The sequence below is a fragment of the Synechococcus sp. A15-28 genome (assembly GCF_014280175.1).
Taxonomy (GTDB): domain Bacteria; phylum Cyanobacteriota; class Cyanobacteriia; order PCC-6307; family Cyanobiaceae; genus Parasynechococcus.
Map to the genome: position 1 here is coordinate 360,001 of NZ_CP047931.1, position 17,226 is coordinate 377,226.

Here is a 17,226-nt window from a genome sequence, read left to right on the forward strand (position 1 = left end):
TTGATGCCCCACCTGTCACATCGGCAGCCCCCTCCTGAGCTTTTTCGCCATGGCGGACGACACGATCTTCGGCAGGATCCTTCGCGGGGAGATCCCCTGCGATGAGGTCTACAGCGATGAGCAGTGCCTGGCCTTTCGCGATGTCGCCCCCCAGGCGCCTGTTCACGTGCTGGTGATTCCCCGCAAGCCGATCGAGAGCCTGCGGTCCTGTGCTGAAGAGGATGCGGCCCTGCTGGGCCATCTGTTGTTGGTGGCCGCCCGCGTCGCCAAACAGGAGGGTCTCGATGACTTCCGCACGGTGATCAACAGCGGCGCTGGCGCCGGCCAGACGGTGTTTCATCTGCATGTGCACGTGATCGGTGGTCGACCCCTGGATTGGCCTCCCGGTTGAGGTCAGCCTCGCCAGAATGCAGTCATGACGGTTTCTTCCATGGGGTCGCGCCAGGGCTTGCGCGGCCAGCTCAACAAGCTGCGCAACCTGGCCCAGCCTTTTTTCCTGCCCCTCGATCAGGCCACGGGCTGGCAATTCGGTGGGTTGCTGGTGGCGCTGCTGTTCTGCGTCGGCGGGTTGGTGCTTGTGGCACTCACCGGTCTGATCAACGGGGCCGAGCAGTTGTTGCCGGATCTGACGGCCAAGTATTTCGGGGGGGTCTCCGACACCATCGACACGATCTGGAGCAGTGCCTGGGGGGTGGTGTTCAGCGGCCTGTTCCTGATGGGTGGTGCGGCGTTCCTGGCGATGCGCCAGCAGCTGCGCAACCGCCGCTGGCTGCATTGGCTGATGCTCGGCGTGATCGTGCTGATGCTGCTGACGGTCAACGGCATCAATGCCGGTATCGGTTTCATCGCGCGGGATCTCACCAATGCCCTCGTGGCCAAACAGGAGGATGGTTTTTATCGGATCCTGATCATTTACGCCTGCTGCTTCGTGGTGGCGCTGCCGATCCGGGTGTCTCAGATCTTCTTCACGTTGAAGCTGGGGATCATCTGGCGCGACTGGTTATCTCGCAGCCTGATCGGGGATTACATGCGCAACCGCGCCTATTACGTTCTCAATCCGAATGATGAACAGGCCACGGATGTCGACAATCCGGACCAACGCATCACCGATGACACCCGCTCCTTCACGTCCCAGAGCCTTCAATTCACCCTCGGAGTGTTCGATGCTCTGCTGACCTTTTCCCTCAATATCCTGATCCTCTGGAGCATCAGTACGACGCTGACGTTGTCACTCTTTGGCTATGCCAGTTTTGCGACGGCAATTCTGGTGATCTCCGGGCGCAGGCTGGTGAGGATCAATTTTGATCAGCTGCGCTACGAGGCTGATTTCCGCTACGGCTTGGTTCACATCCGCAATAACGCCGAGTCGATTGCCTTCTATTCCGGGGAAGAGCCGGAGTCCGCTGAAACCGAGCGTCGTCTCGGTTCCGTTGTTCGCAACTTCAACCTCCTGATCATTTGGCGGGTTATCATCGATGTGATGCGTCGTTCGATCGGATATGCCGGAAATTTCTTCCCTTATCTGGTGATGGCCGTCCCTTATTTTGCCGGGGAGATTGATTATGGCGGCTTCATTCAAGCCAACTTCGCCTTCGGAATGGTGGAAGGATCGTTGTTCTATGTGGTGAATCAGATTGAAGAACTGGCTCAATTCACGGCCGGGATTTCCCGCCTAGAGGGTTTCCAAAGCGAGGTGGAGCAGGTGAGCAGGGAGGCCCAAGGTGCCGATCCGGTGCAGCTGGGAGCCGAATCAATCGTGGTGCGCCACGCCGACCTCACCCCACCCGGTGCCGACCAGCCGATCGTGCGGGATCTCAGCCTCAGCGTGGGTGAAACCGACAAATTGCTGGTGGTGGGTCCCTCCGGTTGCGGCAAAACCTCGCTGCTGCGGATGATCAGCGGTCTCTGGTCCCCCAGCAAGGGGAATGTGGAGCGTCCGCCCACCGGCGAACTGCTGTTCATTCCTCAGAAGCCCTACATGCTGCTGGGGTCGTTACGGGAACAGCTCTGCTATCCCACCGATGAGGGTCGCTTCAGTGACGACCAACTCCGCCATGTGCTGGATGAGGTCAATCTCGGCACACTCTCGGAGCGCTACCCCGACCTCGACGTTAAGCAGGACTGGCCCCGCATCCTTTCCCTCGGGGAGCAGCAACGTCTCGCCTTCGGCCGGTTGCTGCTGAATGCTCCACGCTTCGTGGTGCTGGATGAAGCCACCAGCGCCCTTGACGTGGCGACGGAGGATCACCTCTATGCCCTGCTGCGCCAGCGGGAGCTGGCGGTGATCAGCATCGGCCATCGGCCCACGCTTAAGCAGTTCCACGACAGTGTCCTCGAACTCAAGGGTGACGGCGGCTGGCGGCTCATGCCGGCGACCAGCTATGACTTCGGGCGTTCCTGATTCGGCCGGATGACCTCCACCAGCGAGACCCCAGACCCCACGTCCGTTCCTGAGACCTCGGCCACCACAACCGATGTTCCTGCCTTCGGCTGGAGCGGTTATGCCGAGCGGGTCAACGGCCGCTTTGCCATGGTCGGTTTCGCAGCAGTCCTGGTGATCGAGGCGATCAGCGGTGACACCTTCCTGCACTGGGCTGGGTTGCTGCCCTGATCAGGGCAGTCGGATCAAATCCACCTCCCAGCGCCCACCACGGCTCACCTGCACCACCAGCCGTCGCCCATCCCCGTTGAGGCTCACGGCCCGGGGCACCCCTGGGGGCTCCAGTGGCAGCCGTTGCACGGCCCCCACATTGCGGCGGTAGAGCACCAGCTCGGTGCGCTCGTCTCGCTGCTGCACCACCGCTAGTCGCGCGCCATCCGCACTGACGCTGACGCTGATCGGCTGGGCATCAGCGCGATTCAGTCCTGGTAGTGGCACCGGTTGCCGAGCCCCCAGATCAATCAGTTCCACCCGTTCACGTCCACCCCGCAGGGTCAGGCTCGCCAGCCAGCGCTGCGCCAGGGCCGGGTCCCTCCGGCTGCCGGCGCTCTGTCGCAGCAGACCATTGAGATCGGGCAGCGGTTTCGGCCGTGGCCCACTGCAGCCCAGCAGCAGCACAGAGAGCAGCAGCAGCCAGGGAAATGGCGTCATTGGGTGCCCTCCAATGGCGCGGTGGTGAGCGCCTGGCCGGCGGCACGATCGGGCTCCAGCAGGTCACTGAGGTCGAGGACTTCCACCCGCCACTGACCCTGGTCGGCCACTTGCAGGGCAAGGCGCCGGGCATCCGGCGCCAGGCTCAGACGCACCGGATCCCGTCCGCCGGGAAGGGGCAGTGGATGCAGACGTCCATTGAGACGGTCCAGAATCACCGCCAGCCGGCGTTGTCCGCGTTGGGTGATCAGGGCCAGATAACGACCGTTCCAGCTCAGGGAGGGTGAGCTGTGGGGCTGATGGCGTCGGAGTTGTGGCACAGGCTTGTCGCTGCCGTCCACCCCGCGTAGTCGAACCGTCGGTCGGCCCTGGAGCTGCGTGATCACCGCCAACAGGCGCCCGTCGCCGCTGAGGGCGGGATCCTCCTGGCTGCGGCTCATCCAGGCGTTGCCAGTTCTCTCAACCCGGGCACTGCAACCCAGCAGGCTGACGGCCAGCAGGAGCAGCAGTAGCGGCGATTGGACCGACTTCAGTCGTCGAAGCGGGAGCTGTTGTCCCGGGGACGCGATGAAGGGCCGCTGTTGCGGGAACTTTTGGGGGCTGGTCGACTTGGAGCCGGGCGGCTTCCCGTGGGTCGCTTCGCGCTGAAGGCGGCATCTTCAGCGGCGGGGCGGTTGGGTTGAGCGGCCGTGCTGGTGCGGGGTTCCGGAGCTGAGTCGACCGCCGTGCGACCGACGGGGCGACTGCCGCGGCGCTGGTCCTGGCGTTGGGTGCGGCGATCACCGAAGTCGGTACGCTTGTCCTGAGACTCTTCGCCAGCGCGGAAACGGGCCATGCGGCGGGAGCGCTCATCGTCCTGTCGAGGCCAGCGCTCTTCAGGGCGCTCGTCATTGCGGCTGCGGCGACTTTCCGCCTGTTCAGGGATGGCGGCGCGGGAGGGGGAGGTGCGGCGCGGGCTGTAGCTCTCCTCCAGGGGTTCGTCGTCGAAGCGGTCGTCCCGTCCGCTGAACCGTCTGCGTAAGGGCTGAGGCTCATCGAAGCGGTCGTAGCCCTCATCCCAGCCATCTTTCAAGCCGCCGGGGCCATCTCGGGATGGTGCCGGCTCGTCATCGAAGTAGGCAGACCGCCGTGCTTGCTCCGTGGCCACACCCCGCAAACGCACACTTTCGTAGGCGAAAAACACCGTGGTGCCCGCCAGAAGGAATTGACCGAACTGGAGAATTGGATCCAGGCGCCAGCCCTGGAAGAAGAGAATGCCTCCGCAGAGCAGACCGATGGCGGCAAAGAAAACGTCGTAATCCCGAGCTAAAGCGGGCTTGAACGAGCGCATGAAGTAAAGCAGCGCTCCGCCGACGGCCAGCACGATGCCGACGATGCTGGCCCAATTAAGACTGGCGTTAACCAAGGAAGCGCCTCTCGCTAGACCACCAGTCTACGAGCGGCGCCAGAGGGATCAGAGCTTGCGATCGAGGCGGTCGGTTTGGCTGATCAGGATCAGGCCGATGGTGGCGGGGACCACAACGATCAAACCTCCCCAAACGAGGCTGCTCAGGAAATTGGAGAGGGAGGGGGTCATGGCGTCGGTGCCGTCGGAATCAAAGCCGCAGCGATCCTAGGGATCGGGACCCGCTTTCTACGATGCCGGTCCCAATGCTTTGAGCTTTGTGACGCCATTGCTGCTTCAGGTGCTTCCTGCGATCCACCTGATTCTGGGGTTGCTGCTGGCGGCACTGACCCTGGCGTTCCTGCTGCGAATCGTGCTCACCTGGTATCCCCAGGTGGATCTCACGGCGGGTGCCTGGCCCCTGATCGCCTGGCCCACAGAGCCTGTGCTCGCGCTGACCCGCAAGGTTGTGGCTCCGATCGGGGGCGTGGACGTGACGCCGGTGATCTGGGTCGGGCTGCTCAGCCTGCTGCGCGAACTTCTCGTCGGCCAGCAGGGATTGCTGTCTCAGGTGTTGATGCGCTCCCAGGCGATCAGTTGAGCATGTCCTGCTCGACGAACTTGGTGTGCACGTCGCCGTTGATGAACTCCGGCCGGTCCAGCAGCGCCAGATGGAATTCCACGGTGGTTGGGATCCCAGTAACGGCACATTCATTCAGGGCTCGTTTCATCCGCGACAACGCCATCTCGCGGTTGCGGCCCCAGACGATCAGCTTGCCGATCAGCGAGTCGTAGAAGGGGGGGATGTCGTAGCCGGTGTACACGTGGCTGTCGACCCGTACGCCCGGCCCCCCCGGTGGCAGCCAGCCGGTGATGCGCCCTGGAGCTGGCCGGAAATTGTGGGTGGCGTCTTCGGCGTTGATCCGGCATTCGATCGCATGGCCGGAGAGGTTGATCTCTTCCTGTTGAACGCTGATGGGCTCGCCCCCGGCGATGCGCAGCTGTTCAGCGATCAGGTCGATGCCCGTCACCATCTCCGTCACGGGATGCTCAACCTGGATGCGGGTGTTCATCTCCATGAAATAAAAGCCCCCGTTGCGATCCAGGAGGAACTCAACGGTGCCGGCGCCCTCATAGTTGATGCTGCGGGCGGCGGCCACCGCGGCTTCCCCCATGCGCCGGCGCAGATCGGGATCCAGGGCCGGGCTGGGGGCTTCCTCCAGCAATTTCTGATGACGCCGTTGAATCGAGCAGTCCCGTTCGCCGAGGTGGACGACATTGCCGTGGCGATCCGCCAGCACCTGCACTTCCACGTGTCGGGGGCGATCGATGAACTTCTCCAAGTAGAGCCCGGGATTGCCGAAGGCGGCCTCCGCTTCGCCCTGGGCGGCTTTGAACAGGTTGTTCAGCTGGTCCGGGCTCTGGACCAGACGCATGCCGCGACCACCGCCGCCGGCGGTGGCCTTGATCATCACGGGATAGCCCATCTGTTCCGCCAGCACGGTGGCATCCTCAGTGCCGGACAGCAAACCTTCGCTGCCGGGCACTGTCGGTACGCCGACCGCTTGCATGGTGGCCTTGGCGGTGGATTTGTCCCCCATGGAACGGATCGCGTGGGGGGAGGGACCGATGAAGGTCAGGCCGTGGTCGCCGCACATTTCGGCGAATTTGTCGTTTTCAGCCAGAAAGCCGTATCCGGGGTGGATCGCGTCCACACCGCGGGAGGTGGCGGCGGCGAGAATGTTGGGAACGTTGAGATAGCTCTTGCTGCTCAGGGCGTCACCCACACAGACCGCTTCATCGGCCAGCTGGACATGGAGTGCGTCCTTATCCACCGTGCTGTAAACGGCGACGGTCGCGATGCCGAGTTCCCGGCAGCTGCGCAGGATCCGTAGGGCAATTTCGCCGCGGTTGGCGATCAGCACTTTGCCGATGGGCATCCCGCAGCAGTTCAGGCCTGATGGCGGATCGTATCAGCGACGACCGGGACGTTCTAGGCCCTGACCCCCAGTCGGTATGATCGCTTCTCGACAAAGCCCGAGCGGCTGAGTCGACCACGCGGATGTGGTGGAATTGGTAGACACGCACGTTTGAGGGGCGTGTGGCTTCGGCCTTGCGAGTTCAAGTCTCGCCATCCGCACTCCATTTCCTTGGACAGACCTGCGACCGACGATCCCGGGCCTGCCGTTGTTCTTGTCTCCAACGGACCCGGTGAACTGAGCACCTGGGTTCGTCCGCTGGCGGAACGTCTGCATGCGACCGTTCCGCTGAGACCGAGAACGCCGGGAACGGCTGCAAGCTTGCAGTTGGTGCTGGTGCCCTGTCCGAACGCCACGGGTCAGGAACGGGCAGCCGCTGGACCCTGGGGCCTGTTTGAGCGCATCACCCCGGCGGGGCGGTTCTGGGACCTGCTCCTGCGCCCTGGGCGCTATGGCCCCTGGCCTCGGCGTGGGGTCGTGGTGTTCCTCGGGGGGGATCAGTTCTGGACGGTGTTGCTGTCGGCCCGTCTGGGGTACCGGCACATCACCTATGCGGAGTGGGTGGCCCGCTGGCCCGGTTGGAATGATCGCGTCGCCGCCATGTCGGAGGCGGTGCTTCAGCAGCTGCCCCGGCGCTATCAGCCCCGCTGCCGGGTGGTGGGGGATCTGATGGCGGATCTTTCCACTTTTGCCCGCCAGGCCTCTCCGTTGCCCGAGGGGGAATGGATCGGTTTGCTGCCGGGCTCCAAGCCGGCGAAGTTGAGCATCGGCATGCCGTTTCTGCTGGAGACGGCGGATCGCCTGGCGCAGCTGCGCCCCGGTTGCCGCTTCCTGCTGCCGGTAGCGCCCACCACCAGCGTCGAGGAGTTGCTGCGTTTCGCCGGACCGGCCAATCCGATTGCCCGCGCCTACAGCAGTGCCGTGGCGGATGTTGGCGATGGCGTGCTGCGCACCCGGGCCGGGACGCCCATTCACCTGGTGGTGGAGCACCCTGCCCATGGTCTCCTCAGCCAGTGCCAGTTGGCCCTGACCACCGTTGGAGCCAACACTGCGGAACTGGGTGCCCTGGGGGTGCCGATGATCGTGATCGTGCCGACCCAGCACCTGGAGGTGATGCAGGCCTGGGATGGTGGCCTGGGTTTGTTGGCACGGTTGCCAGGACTGCGGCGGATCATCGGCGTGCTGCTCTCCCTGTGGAGGCTGCGCAACAACGGGTTGATGGCCTGGCCCAACATCAGTGCCGGTCGTGCGGTGGTCCCCGAGCGGGTCGGTGCCATCACACCGCAGCAGATCGCAGCGGAGGCGGCGGAATGGCTGGCAGCACCGACGCGGCTGCAGGGCCAGCGGGCTGATCTCCAGGCTCTGCGAGGACAACCCGGCGCTGTTTCGGCGCTGGCGGAGGAGGTGCGTCAGTTGCTGCCTCGTCAGCTGGACTCTGCCTAGGGTTCTGCTGCTTTTCGACTGAGATGTCCGATGTCCGAGCGGATCGAGCGCTCCCCTGAGGAGTGGAAGCAGACACTCTCGCCGGAGCAGTTTCAGGTGGCCCGCTGCGGTGGCACCGAACGGGCCTTTACGGGGGCGTACTGGAACAAGAAGGACAGCGGGACGTATCACTGCATCTGTTGCGATGCACCGCTGTTCAGCTCGACCACCAAGTTTGAGTCGGGCACCGGCTGGCCCAGCTTCTGGGATGGGATCTCGTCAGAGGCCATCACCACCAAGCAGGACCTGAGCCACGGCATGGTGCGCGTGGAGATCAACTGTGCCCGCTGCGATGCGCATCTTGGCCATGTGTTTCCCGATGGCCCCGCCCCCACCGGTCAGCGCTACTGCGTCAACAGTGCCTCGCTAAACTTCAAGGCCGGTTGATCCTCAGGGCTGCCAGTGCAGCTGGCCGGTGCCGCCGTTGCAGTAATTGGTGGCCTTGTTGCGCTCACTGACGCTGACGTCATCACGGATCTGGCCATCGCTGAGTCGATGGCCATGCAGCACCTGGCGGTAGCGCTGGTCAACGCAGCGTTCAAGAGCATCGGGCTGAGACACGTTGTAGGCCACGAGACTGAGCAGAATCAGGACTCCAGCGCGATACAGCGAGGACCAGACAGGTCGATCATCCTGGGTTGGAGCAGGAACCGCCCGTAAATGCCGCACAGGTCGTCGGACTGGCGGAGACGTCACGCGGGAATCGAGTGATGACCCGTGAATTACACCGCCCTCACCAGGGGTCGTCGAGGTCGTCTTCAGCGGCTGCCGGTCGGCTGTTGCGTGGCGGTTGTTCGCGCTCCATCGGTTCCACGTCCATGGGTTCGACATCCATCGGTTCAACATCCATCGGTTCAACATCCATGGGTTCCCGTTGGGGTGGCATGGCCCGGCGCGACACCGGCATCGAGCGGCGTGGCAGGGGATACGGATCCTCCGGTTCCTCATCGAGATACCGGCGCTGAGGGATCGCGTCGCGGCGTCGCTCCTCGAGCTCGACATATTCCATGTCCTCCTCCGGCTCGAAGCGGGCGCTGTCGGCGGCGGTCAGCCGCCGTTGTTCCTCTTCCATGGGTTGGCCGGAGCTCAACTGGTTCTCCACCGGCACAAGATTGACGCGGTAGCGCTCCCGCTCCTGCTCCTCCCAGCTCGGTCCGCCGACCCCCAGCTTCTCCAGCACGCCGCTGTTGAGCTGCTTGAGCTTGTCTTCAGCGCCCTCGTAAACAATGATTCGATCCGGGCCGCTGCTGACGATCTCCTCCACCGGCATCTCCCAGGTGCTGAGCACGCCCTCCCCCAGCAGGGGGACGCCAAGGGCACCCATCACCAGGGTGGTGAGTTCACCGGTTTCGATGTCGAAGGCAAAACCGAGCACCCGACCGAGCTGCCGGCCGGATTCGGTGATCACCTGGCAGTTGATCACCCGGCTGTAGCGCTCAGGGTTGAAGCCGTCGCTGAGGGAATCGGCCGAATCCACCAGGATCACATCACCCACCTGGCGGATCCGGTCCAGCGGCATCCAGCGGGGCAGGCCCGGCAGGAAGCGGGTCAAGGGGTTGTCGCGCAGTCCGACGGCCACCACTTCGCGGCGGTCGATATCAACGATCACCTCGCCGACGACCCCCAGTCGCCGGCCCGTGTCGCGGGTGATCACCTGGGTTCCCATCAGCTCCGAGCGCAACCAGATGCGGTCGCTAGGCACCCCGGTCTGGGCGTCGTTCGCGGGAGGGGTCAGACTCATCGCGCCATTGTGACGTAGGGCTTCTGCTCTGCCAGTTCAGGCGGCATCGGGAAGTCCCACCACCTGGGTGTGGGCGCCGCGGGCCTGGGTCACCCCAATGGTGCGCTCCGCTGCAGCGATCATCGGCCGGCGGTGGCTCACCACCATGAACTGGGCCTGTTCGGCCTGGGTGGCGATCAGGGCGGCCAGGCGTTCCACGTTGACGCCGTCCAGAAAGCTGTCCACCTCATCCAGGGCGTAGAAGGGTGAGGGGCGGAAACGCTGCAGCGCGAACAGGAAACTGAGGGCGGTGAGGGATTTCTCGCCGCCGGACATCGCCGCGAGCCGACGCACCGCCTTGCCCTTGGGATGGGCCACCAGGGTCAGACCTCCCTCCAGGGGCTCTTCCTGGTTCTCCAGTTGCAGGTGGCCATCACCGTCGGAGAGCGAGGCGAAGATCTCGCGGAAATGGCCGTCCACGGCGATGAAGGCCTCCATGAAGGCTTCCTGGCGCAGGGTGGCCACGGTTTCGATCCGCAACAACAGCTCCTCCCGTTCGCTGTTGAGCACCTCCAGCCGCTCGTTGAGCTCCGCCAACCGCTGCTCGAGGGCCTCCAGTTCCTCCAGCGCCAGCATGTTCACCGGTTCCAGCGCTTCCATGCGTTGCTGAATCGCCTGCAGGTCTGCCTGAAGGGCCTCCAGGCCCGCCAATCGCAGTTCTTCGGGAATCTCGGGGCGGGGATCCGGCAGGGCCTGTTCCATCTCCTGCAGCCGGATGGCGCCGCTGCGCTGCTCCTCGATCAGCCCCTCCCGCTCTTCCTTCAGACGCTCCAGGTTCCATTCGGCCTGCTGCAGCTCCTGCCGTTGGCGGCCCACCTCCGCTTCGGCGGCATCCCGGGCCCGGCGCTGCTCGCCGAACCGCTCCTGCAGGTCGGATTGCTGTTGCTGCAGGGAGCTGCGCTGTTGCTGCAGCTCCTGTTGTTGCTCGCGCCAGCTCGTGTGGGTGGTGGCCAGGGCCTGCACCGCCTCCTGCAGCCTCTGCTCCTCCTCCTCGAGGGTCTGACGCTGGTCCCCCAGACGTTCGATCGCCAGCTGCCGTTCGCGTTGGGCCTGCAGCAATGCATCCCGTTCCCTGCGGGCGGCGTCCAGACGGCCATCCGCCGCCTCCAGATCCTGTTGAAGTTGCTGCCAGGCGGCGGCATCGTCATGGCCGTCGCTGGTCCGTTCAGCGGCTTCCAGCTGGAGCAGTTCCTCCTGAAGTGGCGTCAGCTGCTGAGCGATCACCGCCAGTCGTTGCTGCTGGTCGCATTGATCCTGTTGCAGCCGGCTCAAGCGTTCTCCCCGCTGCTTGCTCCGTTCCAGCAGGGGTCCATGGTTACGCCGGGCGGCGTTGCGCTCAGCGACGAGGGCTGCCTGGCGTTGCTCCAGCTCCCGCAGCTGGGGCTTCTGCTGCTCCAGCGTCTGGGCCAGTTTTGATTCCTCGCGGCGACAGGCCGCCAGGGTTTCCCCCAGTTCCAGCAGACGCCTGCGCAGCGGTTCCGCTTCATCCTGATCGCTGCTGCGGCCGAAACTCAAGCCACCGCTGCGCTGGGACAGGCTGCCGCCGGTCATGGCGCCGCTCTTTTCCAGCAACTCTCCGTCGATGGTGACGGCCCGGCTGCGGCCGAGCTGCTGACGGGCACTGCTGAGATCGCTGAACACCAGCGTGTCGCCGAAGACGTAGGCGAACACCTGGTCGTAGACGGGCTCGAAACGCACCAGGTCCACGGCGCGGCCCACAAGGCCGCCGCTGGTTTCTCCGCCTCCGGCGCGGGGCCCGCGGGCGAAGGCGGCACCGCTGCCGCCACCGCCGGGGGCGCGGATTTTGTTGAGTGGCAGGAAGGTGAGGCGGCCGGCGCGGCGGCTCTTGAGCAGCTCGATGGCCCGGGCGGCGATGCGGTCGTCATCCACCACCACCTGGCCCAGCCGGGCACCGGCGGCCACTTCCAGGGCGAGGCGGTGACGATCGTCCACTTCCCCCAACTGGGCCACCGGCCCGTGGATGCCATCGAGACCGGCCTCCAGCAGCAGCCGCAGGGCACCGGTGCCGCGGCTCTCCTGCAGCGCATCGCGGCGGCTTTCCAGGCGGGCGATCTCCCGCTCCAGCCTGGTCTGCTCCTGTTCCAGCCGCGATCGGGTGCGCTGTTGAATCGCCAGGGAGTCCGCTGTCTGCTGCAGCGCCTGTTTCCCGGATGACAGGGTCTGCAGCAGGCCCTGCCAGTCCTGTTCCAGCTGTTCCAGGCGCTGCTGCACCGCCTGCTCGTCGTCGCCGTCCTGCTGTTGCTCCTGCTGAAGCTCCGCCAGCCGTTCCGCCTCCTGGCGCAGTCGCTCCTGCAGCTGTTGCTGCTCCTCCAGGAGCGGCGCCAGGGCGACCTGCAGCTCCTGGCGCCGTCCACTGCGCCGTTTCTGCTCCTCCAGCCAGGCGCCGGAGCGGCCGGCCACGTCACCGAGGCGTCGCCTGGACACCTCCACCGCCGCTTCCGCCCCTCGACAGGTGGCTTCGGCCGCGGCCAGGGCGTCCTGATGGGGATCCTGCTCGAGTTCCCGGGACTGCTGCAGCCATTGCTGGCGGCGGTTGGCCAGGTCGTGGCGCAGCCCCTGCAGTCGCTGGCCCTCCTCCTGATGACGGCCGGCCTGCCGTTCCAGTTCCCGGGCGCTGGTCTCCAGACCCTTCAGCTCGGCCTGCACCGCCAGCAACTGATCTTCCCCGAGGGCCTTCACCTGCTCCTGCAGGGTCTGCAGTTCCGCGCTGGCTTTGCTGAGGGTCTCCTTGCCGCTGGCAATGGCCGCGGCGTCTCTCTGTTCCTGGGCTTCCAGGGCCTGCTGGCGATTGGCCAGATCCTTCAGGGCCTGTCCTGCGGCTTCGAAGGCCAGCACCATCTCCTGGCGACGGCCCAGCTGCAGCCGTTCCCGCAGCTGTTGGTACTGGCGGGCCTTGGCACAGTCTTTTTCCAGGCGCTCGCGACTGGCCAGCAGTTCCTGCTCAATGATCCGGCAGCGGTCCTGCCGCTCCTGCACGTCGTCGAGCTTGCGGCGGGTCTGCTCGATGCGGCTGTCAAACAGGGCGACCCCAGCCAGTTCATCGATCAGGCCGCGGCGGTCGCGGTTGCTCATCGAGACGATGCGGGTCACATCGCCCTGCATCACCACGTTGCTGCCTTCGGGGTCGATGCGCAGCCGCCGCAACTGGGTCTGCAGCTGCTGCAGATTGCAGGCCACCCCATCGGCGCTGTAGCTGGAGCTGTAGGAGCCCCCCGGCATCACCCGCAGCTTGCGGCTGACGGTCCATTCAGTCTGCCCCGGTTTGATCCAGGGCCCCTCCTCCGGCGCCTCGAGACCGTCTTCGGCGGCGTCCGGCTGCCAGTCGCTGAGGTCGAAGCGGACGCTCACGGTGGTCTCGGCGGCCTTACCCGCCTTGAGCACGGCGCTGTTGATCAGGTCCGGCAGGCGATCAGCCCGCATCCCCCGGCTGGTGGCCAGGCCGAGGCAGAACAGAACGCCGTCAAGAATGTTGCTTTTGCCCGAGCCGTTCGGCCCCGTCACCACGGTGAACCCCTGCTCGAGGGGGATCGTCATCGCCCCACCGAACGACTTGAACTGCGTCAGCCCGACCTGATTGATGTGAACCAACAGGAGCGGGGGCTGTCAGCGGACCGAAAGTAGCGGAGCTCACGAAAAGCTCAAGTCCGCCTTAACGAGCAGAGGCCTTGCTTGATCCTCAACTGACCCCGCAGGTCGCCATCCAGCAGCGACAGGTCCACTGGATCTGTGGGGTTGTGCGGGAGCTGGCCCTGGAAGTGCCCTGCCATGACGCGCTCCGCCCAGCCGCGGCCGCCGGAGACGGCGGCACTGCGGGGCTCAAGCCACACCAGCCGATGTCGTGTCAGGGGAACAGCCGCCTGAGGGCGTCCACCGAGTGATGGAACCGTCTGCAGGCGCCATGTGCGGCAGGCATCGCCGTCCTCCAGCAGCAGATCGAAATGACAGCCGCTGGGGTCGTCCGGGGCGTCGGTGTGGCGCAGCAGGGAATAACGGGCCATGGTCACGTCAGCGGTGGATCCGGTGACTGGCATCCCGTTGGCTCCTGGGCCCTGATTGTTGCAATGGATCACGCTCACTAGCCTGTAAGGAGACTCCCTCAGCCGCCATGGACGCGCAGCCCAACGGCAGCTCCGACCACCATTTCCGCGAGCGCTTCGACAGCCTCCTGCCGAGCATTCGTCGCCGCTGGCCGGATCTGGCTCAGCACACTCTGGAAGCCACCCGGGGCAGCATGGACGAGGTGGTGCGGCTGATTGAGCAGAACACAGGGTTGACCCCCCAGGGGGTGCGTGAGCAGCTCGAGGAGTTGATGCATTCGGCTGGAGAGAGCGGCCGTCATCTGGCCGACAGCCTTGATCCGTTGGAACAGCAGCTGGAGCAGCTGCTGGATGAGCTGAACTCAACCCTGCGACCACGGATTGAACGCCCGGTCCGTCAGCGGCCACTGCTGGCTGTGGGAGTGGCCCTCGGGGTGGGTGTGCTGATCGGCTCGTTGCTCAGCGGCGGGCGGCGCTCCTGATGACGGATTCCCAACGACCCCGCGGACTCGGAGCGGCTGCACGGGTGACCACGTTGGCGGCATCCGTGATGGACCTGCATGTGCGCATGGCGCTGCAGGAGGTGGATCGGGAGAAGCGCCGCTTGATCAGTGGTGGGCTGTTCATGGCCATCGGTGGCACGTCGATGCTGTTGGCGCTGCTGGCCGGTGAGGTGGCTCTCGTGCTGTGGATTCAGCAGACCTGGAGCCTGAGCCTCAGTCAGGCCTTGCTCGCTCTGGCCAGCGCCAATCTGGTGCTGGCGGGCATCAGCCTGCGCATTGGCGGCCAGGTGCTCAAAGCTCCGTACCTGCCCCAGACCCTGGAGGGTCTGAGCCGAACCGTGAGGGCTGTTCTCGGTCGCGAGTGATTCAGCGGATCGCGTAGTTCAGCCAGCGGCAATCGATGCCGCCGTTGCTGATGGGGATTCTCCGACTGGCCTTGAGTCGCAGGGCACCGGTGAGGGAAGGGTTACCGCTCAGTAACCACAGCTGCCAGCCCGAGGCCTGCTCTTTCAGGAAGGATCCAAGCGACCGGTAGAGCTGTTCGAGGTCGTCATCGGCACCGATGCGCTGGCCATAGGGCGGATTGCACACCAACAGGCCGGGGCCCGGCGGCAGGGTCTGCTGTTCAAAGCTGCCGGAATGAATGGAGATCAGTCCTTCGAGGCCGGCGGCTCGGATGTTGTCGCGGGCCTGATCAGCAACGTGTGGATCCTTCTCGTAGCCCAGGACGGGAGCCAGATCTAGATCGGAGCGGCGGCGTTGGCGAGCCCTGTCCTGCTCGCGTTCCCAGAGGTCCATCTCGAAGTCAGCCCAACCCTCCAGGCCAAACGTTCGATTCAGACCTGGGGCCTGTTGCAGGGCCATCGTCACAGCCTCGATCAGCAGAATGCCGCTGCCGCAGCAGGGGTCCACCAGGGGAGTGCGGCCATCCCAGCCGGTGAGTTGAATCAGCCCAGCGGCCAGGTTCTCCTTCAAAGGAGCGGTGCCCATGGCGGCGCGGTAACCCCGCCGGTGCAGGCTGCCGCCGCTGCCATCCAGGCTCAGTACAGCGCCACCGCGGTTGAGGTGGAGATGCAGAGCCAGATCGGGATTGTCCAAGTCGATCGACGAGCGTTCTCCCCATCGCTCCCGTTGCAGGTCCACCAGGGCGTTCTTCACCTGCAGAGCTGAGTAGTGGCTGTGGTTCAACCCCGGGGCTGTGCCAGTCACGTCCACCCGGAAGCTCATCGAGGGATGCAGCCAGCGCTCCCAATTCAGGGCGTTGCGGATGCCGTCATAGAGATCATCCCTGCCCTGACAGGGAAAGTCCGCCATCTCCCGCAGCAGACGGAAGGGCAAGCGTGATTGCAGATGCAGCCGATAGAGGCAGGCCATATCGGCCTGAAAGGCGGCGGCTCGGCGCAGGGGCTGAACCCCATGGGCCCCTAGAGCCACAAGTTCTTCGCATCCCAGTGCTTCCAACCCCTGAGGCAGCACAGCCACGCCGTCAAGACGGTGTCCTCGTCCCACGTGGTTGTGCTCCAGGTCACCACTGCTGTCAGAATGACAGGGTTCGGTTCTCCGGACTAGGTGATCCACACCAGTGTTTCGGACAGCGGTTCGATTCCGCTCAGCTCCATTCTCCCTTTCACGAGGGGCTGCAATGGTTTCGACGGGGCATGAGGAGGGTGACTGAAGCCTGCTCGGTGAGAGCAAACCCGTAACTGCGAACAACATCGTTCGTTTCTCCCGTCAAGCAGCCCCTGTTGCTGCCTGACCCTTAGGGGAGATGGGGTGAAGTCAGCCTTATCACCCAATTGACTCATGGGGGCTGTAAGGCCCCTTCAACTCATCCCAAGGGAACGGATCTGGCAATTACGCCAGAGCCCGAAAAATCCCTTTCCGACAAATCTTCCGACAAGCTCCCGCCCGTCTTTGCCGGGCTAGATAAGGCGGAGGCTTTGGCCTACGTCAGCCGCTTGTTTGATGCGGCAGCCGCCGGCGCCGTGCTCTGGGGGGACAAGCTCCTCCTGAAGCGATTCCTTGAGCAGTGCTCGCGCACCGGCTCCCAGGAGACCAAGGACGGCTATCGGCGAGAGCTGCAGCACTTCACTCGCTGGCGTGACCAGAACCACCCACACATGCACCTGAGGGAACTCGATCCCGCGCTGGTGGATGACTGGGTCTCTTCCTTGCGTGAGCAGGTGGAGGCAGGGGAGCTAAAACCGCGTTCCTTCAACCGCCGCATCAGTGCGGTGAGCGCCCTTTACCGGTGGGCCGCGGAACCTACCCGATCAACTGTGTCAGGAGTGCCGCGGAACCCAGTCCCCCGAAGAACAGGAATGTCGGCACCAAAGTTGGCCAAGCCGTTGGCTGAGTCTGATCTGACATCAGTCCTGGGAGTCATCAGTGCCGCGAAGGTAAAAGGCTCCGCCATTGCTGCGCGTGACTATGTGATGGTCCGCGGTTCGTATCTGATTGGTTGTCGCGTGTCTGAACTGTGCCGGCTCCGCTGGCAGGACATTGAGCGATTGGATAACGGCGGTCAGGTTTCCCTTTTGGGCAAGGGGAACAAGCCCCGCACGATTCGTGTCAGCGTCGCAACCTTGGAGCTGTTTGAGTCGTTGGGCCGCGGCGAGCCTGAAGACTGGTTGTTTCCGAGCGACCGGCGTGAGGGCCCAATGACTCGTCAGGCAGTCGCAGCTCGCATGGCGAGGTGGGGAAAGGAGGCTGGGGTGAGGCTCTATCCGCATCGTTGTCGTCACACGCATGCCACGAATGCTGTTCGCGCTGGGACAAGCCTTTTTGTTTTGCAGGCAACTCTTGGCCACAGCTCATCTGCAACGACTGGTCATTACGTTGCCGCCAACCCTGAAGACAGTTCTTCTCTACGACTTGGGTGACGTAAGCAGAATTGTGTAAAGTCGTTTTTAATTGCAATTAGGCATAAAGAAGGGGACAGTTTTCACA

The 17,226-nt window shown here is 64.5% G+C and carries 19 protein-coding genes and 1 tRNA gene; 10 read left to right on the forward strand and 10 right to left on the reverse strand.

Translation table 11 applies throughout. From position 1 onward, the window contains the following. The first annotated feature begins 49 nt into the window (after positions 1–49). From SynA1528_RS01850 to SynA1528_RS01860, 3 genes are read left to right on the forward strand one after another with little or no spacing between them, the layout of a single operon-like run. Positions 50–391 carry a histidine triad nucleotide-binding protein gene (locus SynA1528_RS01850; RefSeq protein WP_186587442.1) on the forward strand — a complete coding sequence of 114 codons (342 nt, stop codon included), beginning with the start codon at positions 50–52 and terminating at the stop codon, positions 389–391. Between the two features lie 24 nt (positions 392–415). Further along, the gene (locus tag SynA1528_RS01855; protein WP_186587443.1) at positions 416–2,401 is read left to right on the forward strand and encodes an ABC transporter ATP-binding protein/permease; all 1,986 of its coding nucleotides are present in this window, start codon (positions 416–418) and stop codon (positions 2,399–2,401) included. Positions 2,402–2,410: 9 nt separating this feature from the next. Continuing rightward, positions 2,411–2,611, forward strand: a complete 201-nt coding sequence (locus SynA1528_RS01860; RefSeq protein ID WP_186587444.1) for a CAB/ELIP/HLIP family chlorophyll-binding protein — start codon at positions 2,411–2,413, stop codon at positions 2,609–2,611. Here SynA1528_RS01860 and SynA1528_RS01865 read toward each other — a convergent pair whose 3' ends face one another. From SynA1528_RS01865 to psbX, 4 genes are all read right to left on the reverse strand, one after another. Then, positions 2,612–3,091, reverse strand: coding sequence for a TolB family protein (locus tag SynA1528_RS01865; RefSeq protein ID WP_186587445.1), 480 nt, complete (start codon positions 3,089–3,091; stop codon positions 2,612–2,614). Further along, entirely contained in the window at positions 3,088–3,531 is a 444-nt protein-coding gene (locus SynA1528_RS01870) for a TolB-like translocation protein (RefSeq protein ID WP_286187856.1), read from the reverse strand. The genes SynA1528_RS01865 and SynA1528_RS01870 overlap by 4 nt, the downstream gene beginning before the upstream one ends. A gap of 89 nt (positions 3,532–3,620) precedes the next feature. Next, on the reverse strand, positions 3,621–4,496 hold the full coding sequence (locus SynA1528_RS01875; protein ID WP_186587446.1) for a Ycf66 family protein: 876 nt from the start codon (positions 4,494–4,496) through the stop codon (positions 3,621–3,623). A gap of 48 nt (positions 4,497–4,544) precedes the next feature. Further along, positions 4,545–4,667, reverse strand: a complete 123-nt coding sequence (gene psbX / locus SynA1528_RS01880) for a photosystem II reaction center X protein (RefSeq protein ID WP_011127208.1) — start codon at positions 4,665–4,667, stop codon at positions 4,545–4,547. A gap of 88 nt (positions 4,668–4,755) precedes the next feature. Between psbX and SynA1528_RS01885 the strand changes: the two genes are divergently transcribed. Continuing rightward, positions 4,756–5,076 carry a YggT family protein gene (locus SynA1528_RS01885; protein WP_186587447.1) on the forward strand — a complete coding sequence of 107 codons (321 nt, stop codon included), beginning with the start codon at positions 4,756–4,758 and terminating at the stop codon, positions 5,074–5,076. On the opposite strand, the gene accC is transcribed toward SynA1528_RS01885, so the two are convergent. After that, positions 5,069–6,415, reverse strand: coding sequence for an acetyl-CoA carboxylase biotin carboxylase subunit (gene accC / locus SynA1528_RS01890; RefSeq protein ID WP_186587448.1), 1,347 nt, complete (start codon positions 6,413–6,415; stop codon positions 5,069–5,071). The genes SynA1528_RS01885 and accC overlap by 8 nt on opposite strands. Positions 6,416–6,533: 118 nt before the next feature. Between accC and SynA1528_RS01895 the strand changes: the two genes are divergently transcribed. The 3 genes from SynA1528_RS01895 (at position 6,534) to msrB (ending at position 8,323) form a co-directional block, all read left to right on the forward strand. Next, positions 6,534–6,615: transfer RNA gene (locus tag SynA1528_RS01895), tRNA-Leu, on the forward strand. A 10-nt stretch (positions 6,616–6,625) separates the two neighbouring features. After that, positions 6,626–7,897, forward strand: coding sequence for a glycosyltransferase family protein (locus SynA1528_RS01900; protein ID WP_186587449.1), 1,272 nt, complete (start codon positions 6,626–6,628; stop codon positions 7,895–7,897). A 30-nt stretch (positions 7,898–7,927) separates the two neighbouring features. Next, on the forward strand, positions 7,928–8,323 hold the full coding sequence (msrB, locus tag SynA1528_RS01905; RefSeq protein WP_186587450.1) for a peptide-methionine (R)-S-oxide reductase MsrB: 396 nt from the start codon (positions 7,928–7,930) through the stop codon (positions 8,321–8,323). A gap of 3 nt (positions 8,324–8,326) precedes the next feature. Here msrB and SynA1528_RS01910 read toward each other — a convergent pair whose 3' ends face one another. From SynA1528_RS01910 to SynA1528_RS01925, 4 genes are read right to left on the reverse strand one after another with little or no spacing between them, the layout of a single operon-like run. Continuing rightward, positions 8,327–8,632 carry a hypothetical protein gene (locus SynA1528_RS01910; protein WP_186587451.1) on the reverse strand — a complete coding sequence of 102 codons (306 nt, stop codon included), beginning with the start codon at positions 8,630–8,632 and terminating at the stop codon, positions 8,327–8,329. A 37-nt stretch (positions 8,633–8,669) separates the two neighbouring features. Further along, on the reverse strand, positions 8,670–9,677 hold the full coding sequence (locus SynA1528_RS01915) for a PRC-barrel domain-containing protein (protein ID WP_186587452.1): 1,008 nt from the start codon (positions 9,675–9,677) through the stop codon (positions 8,670–8,672). 36 nt (positions 9,678–9,713) lie between these two features. Next, positions 9,714–13,325, reverse strand: a complete 3,612-nt coding sequence (gene smc / locus SynA1528_RS01920) for a chromosome segregation protein SMC (RefSeq protein ID WP_186587453.1) — start codon at positions 13,323–13,325, stop codon at positions 9,714–9,716. Between the two features lie 50 nt (positions 13,326–13,375). Further along, entirely contained in the window at positions 13,376–13,735 is a 360-nt protein-coding gene (locus SynA1528_RS01925) for a hypothetical protein (protein ID WP_186588224.1), read from the reverse strand. A gap of 107 nt (positions 13,736–13,842) precedes the next feature. Between SynA1528_RS01925 and SynA1528_RS01930 the strand changes: the two genes are divergently transcribed. Then, positions 13,843–14,256: an ElaB/YgaM/YqjD family protein gene (locus SynA1528_RS01930; RefSeq protein ID WP_186587454.1), complete on the forward strand. Its 414-nt coding sequence runs from the start codon at positions 13,843–13,845 to the stop codon at positions 14,254–14,256. Continuing rightward, positions 14,256–14,642, forward strand: coding sequence for a phage holin family protein (locus SynA1528_RS01935; protein ID WP_186587455.1), 387 nt, complete (start codon positions 14,256–14,258; stop codon positions 14,640–14,642). The genes SynA1528_RS01930 and SynA1528_RS01935 overlap by 1 nt, the downstream gene beginning before the upstream one ends. A 1-nt stretch (position 14,643) precedes the next feature. On the opposite strand, the gene SynA1528_RS01940 is transcribed toward SynA1528_RS01935, so the two are convergent. Next, the gene (locus SynA1528_RS01940) at positions 14,644–15,786 is read right to left on the reverse strand and encodes a THUMP domain-containing class I SAM-dependent RNA methyltransferase (protein WP_186587456.1); all 1,143 of its coding nucleotides are present in this window, start codon (positions 15,784–15,786) and stop codon (positions 14,644–14,646) included. Positions 15,787–16,217: 431 nt separating this feature from the next. On the opposite strand from SynA1528_RS01940, the gene SynA1528_RS01950 reads away from it, so the two are divergent. After that, positions 16,218–17,159, forward strand: a complete 942-nt coding sequence (locus SynA1528_RS01950; protein ID WP_286187857.1) for a tyrosine-type recombinase/integrase — start codon at positions 16,218–16,220, stop codon at positions 17,157–17,159. Positions 17,160–17,226 lie beyond the last annotated feature (67 nt).

What these genes read in the sequence shown, in the direction of transcription:
- SynA1528_RS01850 (WP_186587442.1), top strand. Translation starts at nt 50, where the DNA reads ATGGCGGACGACACGATCTTCGGCAGGATCCTTCGCGGGGAGATCCCC.
- SynA1528_RS01855 (WP_186587443.1), top strand. Translation starts at nt 416, where the DNA reads ATGACGGTTTCTTCCATGGGGTCGCGCCAGGGCTTGCGCGGCCAGCTC.
- SynA1528_RS01860 (WP_186587444.1), top strand. Translation starts at nt 2,411, where the DNA reads ATGACCTCCACCAGCGAGACCCCAGACCCCACGTCCGTTCCTGAGACC.
- SynA1528_RS01865 (WP_186587445.1), bottom strand. Translation starts at nt 3,091, where the DNA reads ATGACGCCATTTCCCTGGCTGCTGCTGCTCTCTGTGCTGCTGCTGGGC.
- SynA1528_RS01870 (WP_286187856.1), bottom strand. Translation starts at nt 3,531, where the DNA reads ATGAGCCGCAGCCAGGAGGATCCCGCCCTCAGCGGCGACGGGCGCCTG.
- psbX (WP_011127208.1), bottom strand. Translation starts at nt 4,667, where the DNA reads ATGACCCCCTCCCTCTCCAATTTCCTGAGCAGCCTCGTTTGGGGAGGT.
- accC (WP_186587448.1), bottom strand. Translation starts at nt 6,415, where the DNA reads ATGCCCATCGGCAAAGTGCTGATCGCCAACCGCGGCGAAATTGCCCTA.
- msrB (WP_186587450.1), top strand. Translation starts at nt 7,928, where the DNA reads ATGTCCGAGCGGATCGAGCGCTCCCCTGAGGAGTGGAAGCAGACACTC.
- SynA1528_RS01915 (WP_186587452.1), bottom strand. Translation starts at nt 9,677, where the DNA reads ATGAGTCTGACCCCTCCCGCGAACGACGCCCAGACCGGGGTGCCTAGC.
- SynA1528_RS01925 (WP_186588224.1), bottom strand. Translation starts at nt 13,735, where the DNA reads ATGGCCCGTTATTCCCTGCTGCGCCACACCGACGCCCCGGACGACCCC.
- SynA1528_RS01930 (WP_186587454.1), top strand. Translation starts at nt 13,843, where the DNA reads ATGGACGCGCAGCCCAACGGCAGCTCCGACCACCATTTCCGCGAGCGC.
- SynA1528_RS01935 (WP_186587455.1), top strand. Translation starts at nt 14,256, where the DNA reads ATGACGGATTCCCAACGACCCCGCGGACTCGGAGCGGCTGCACGGGTG.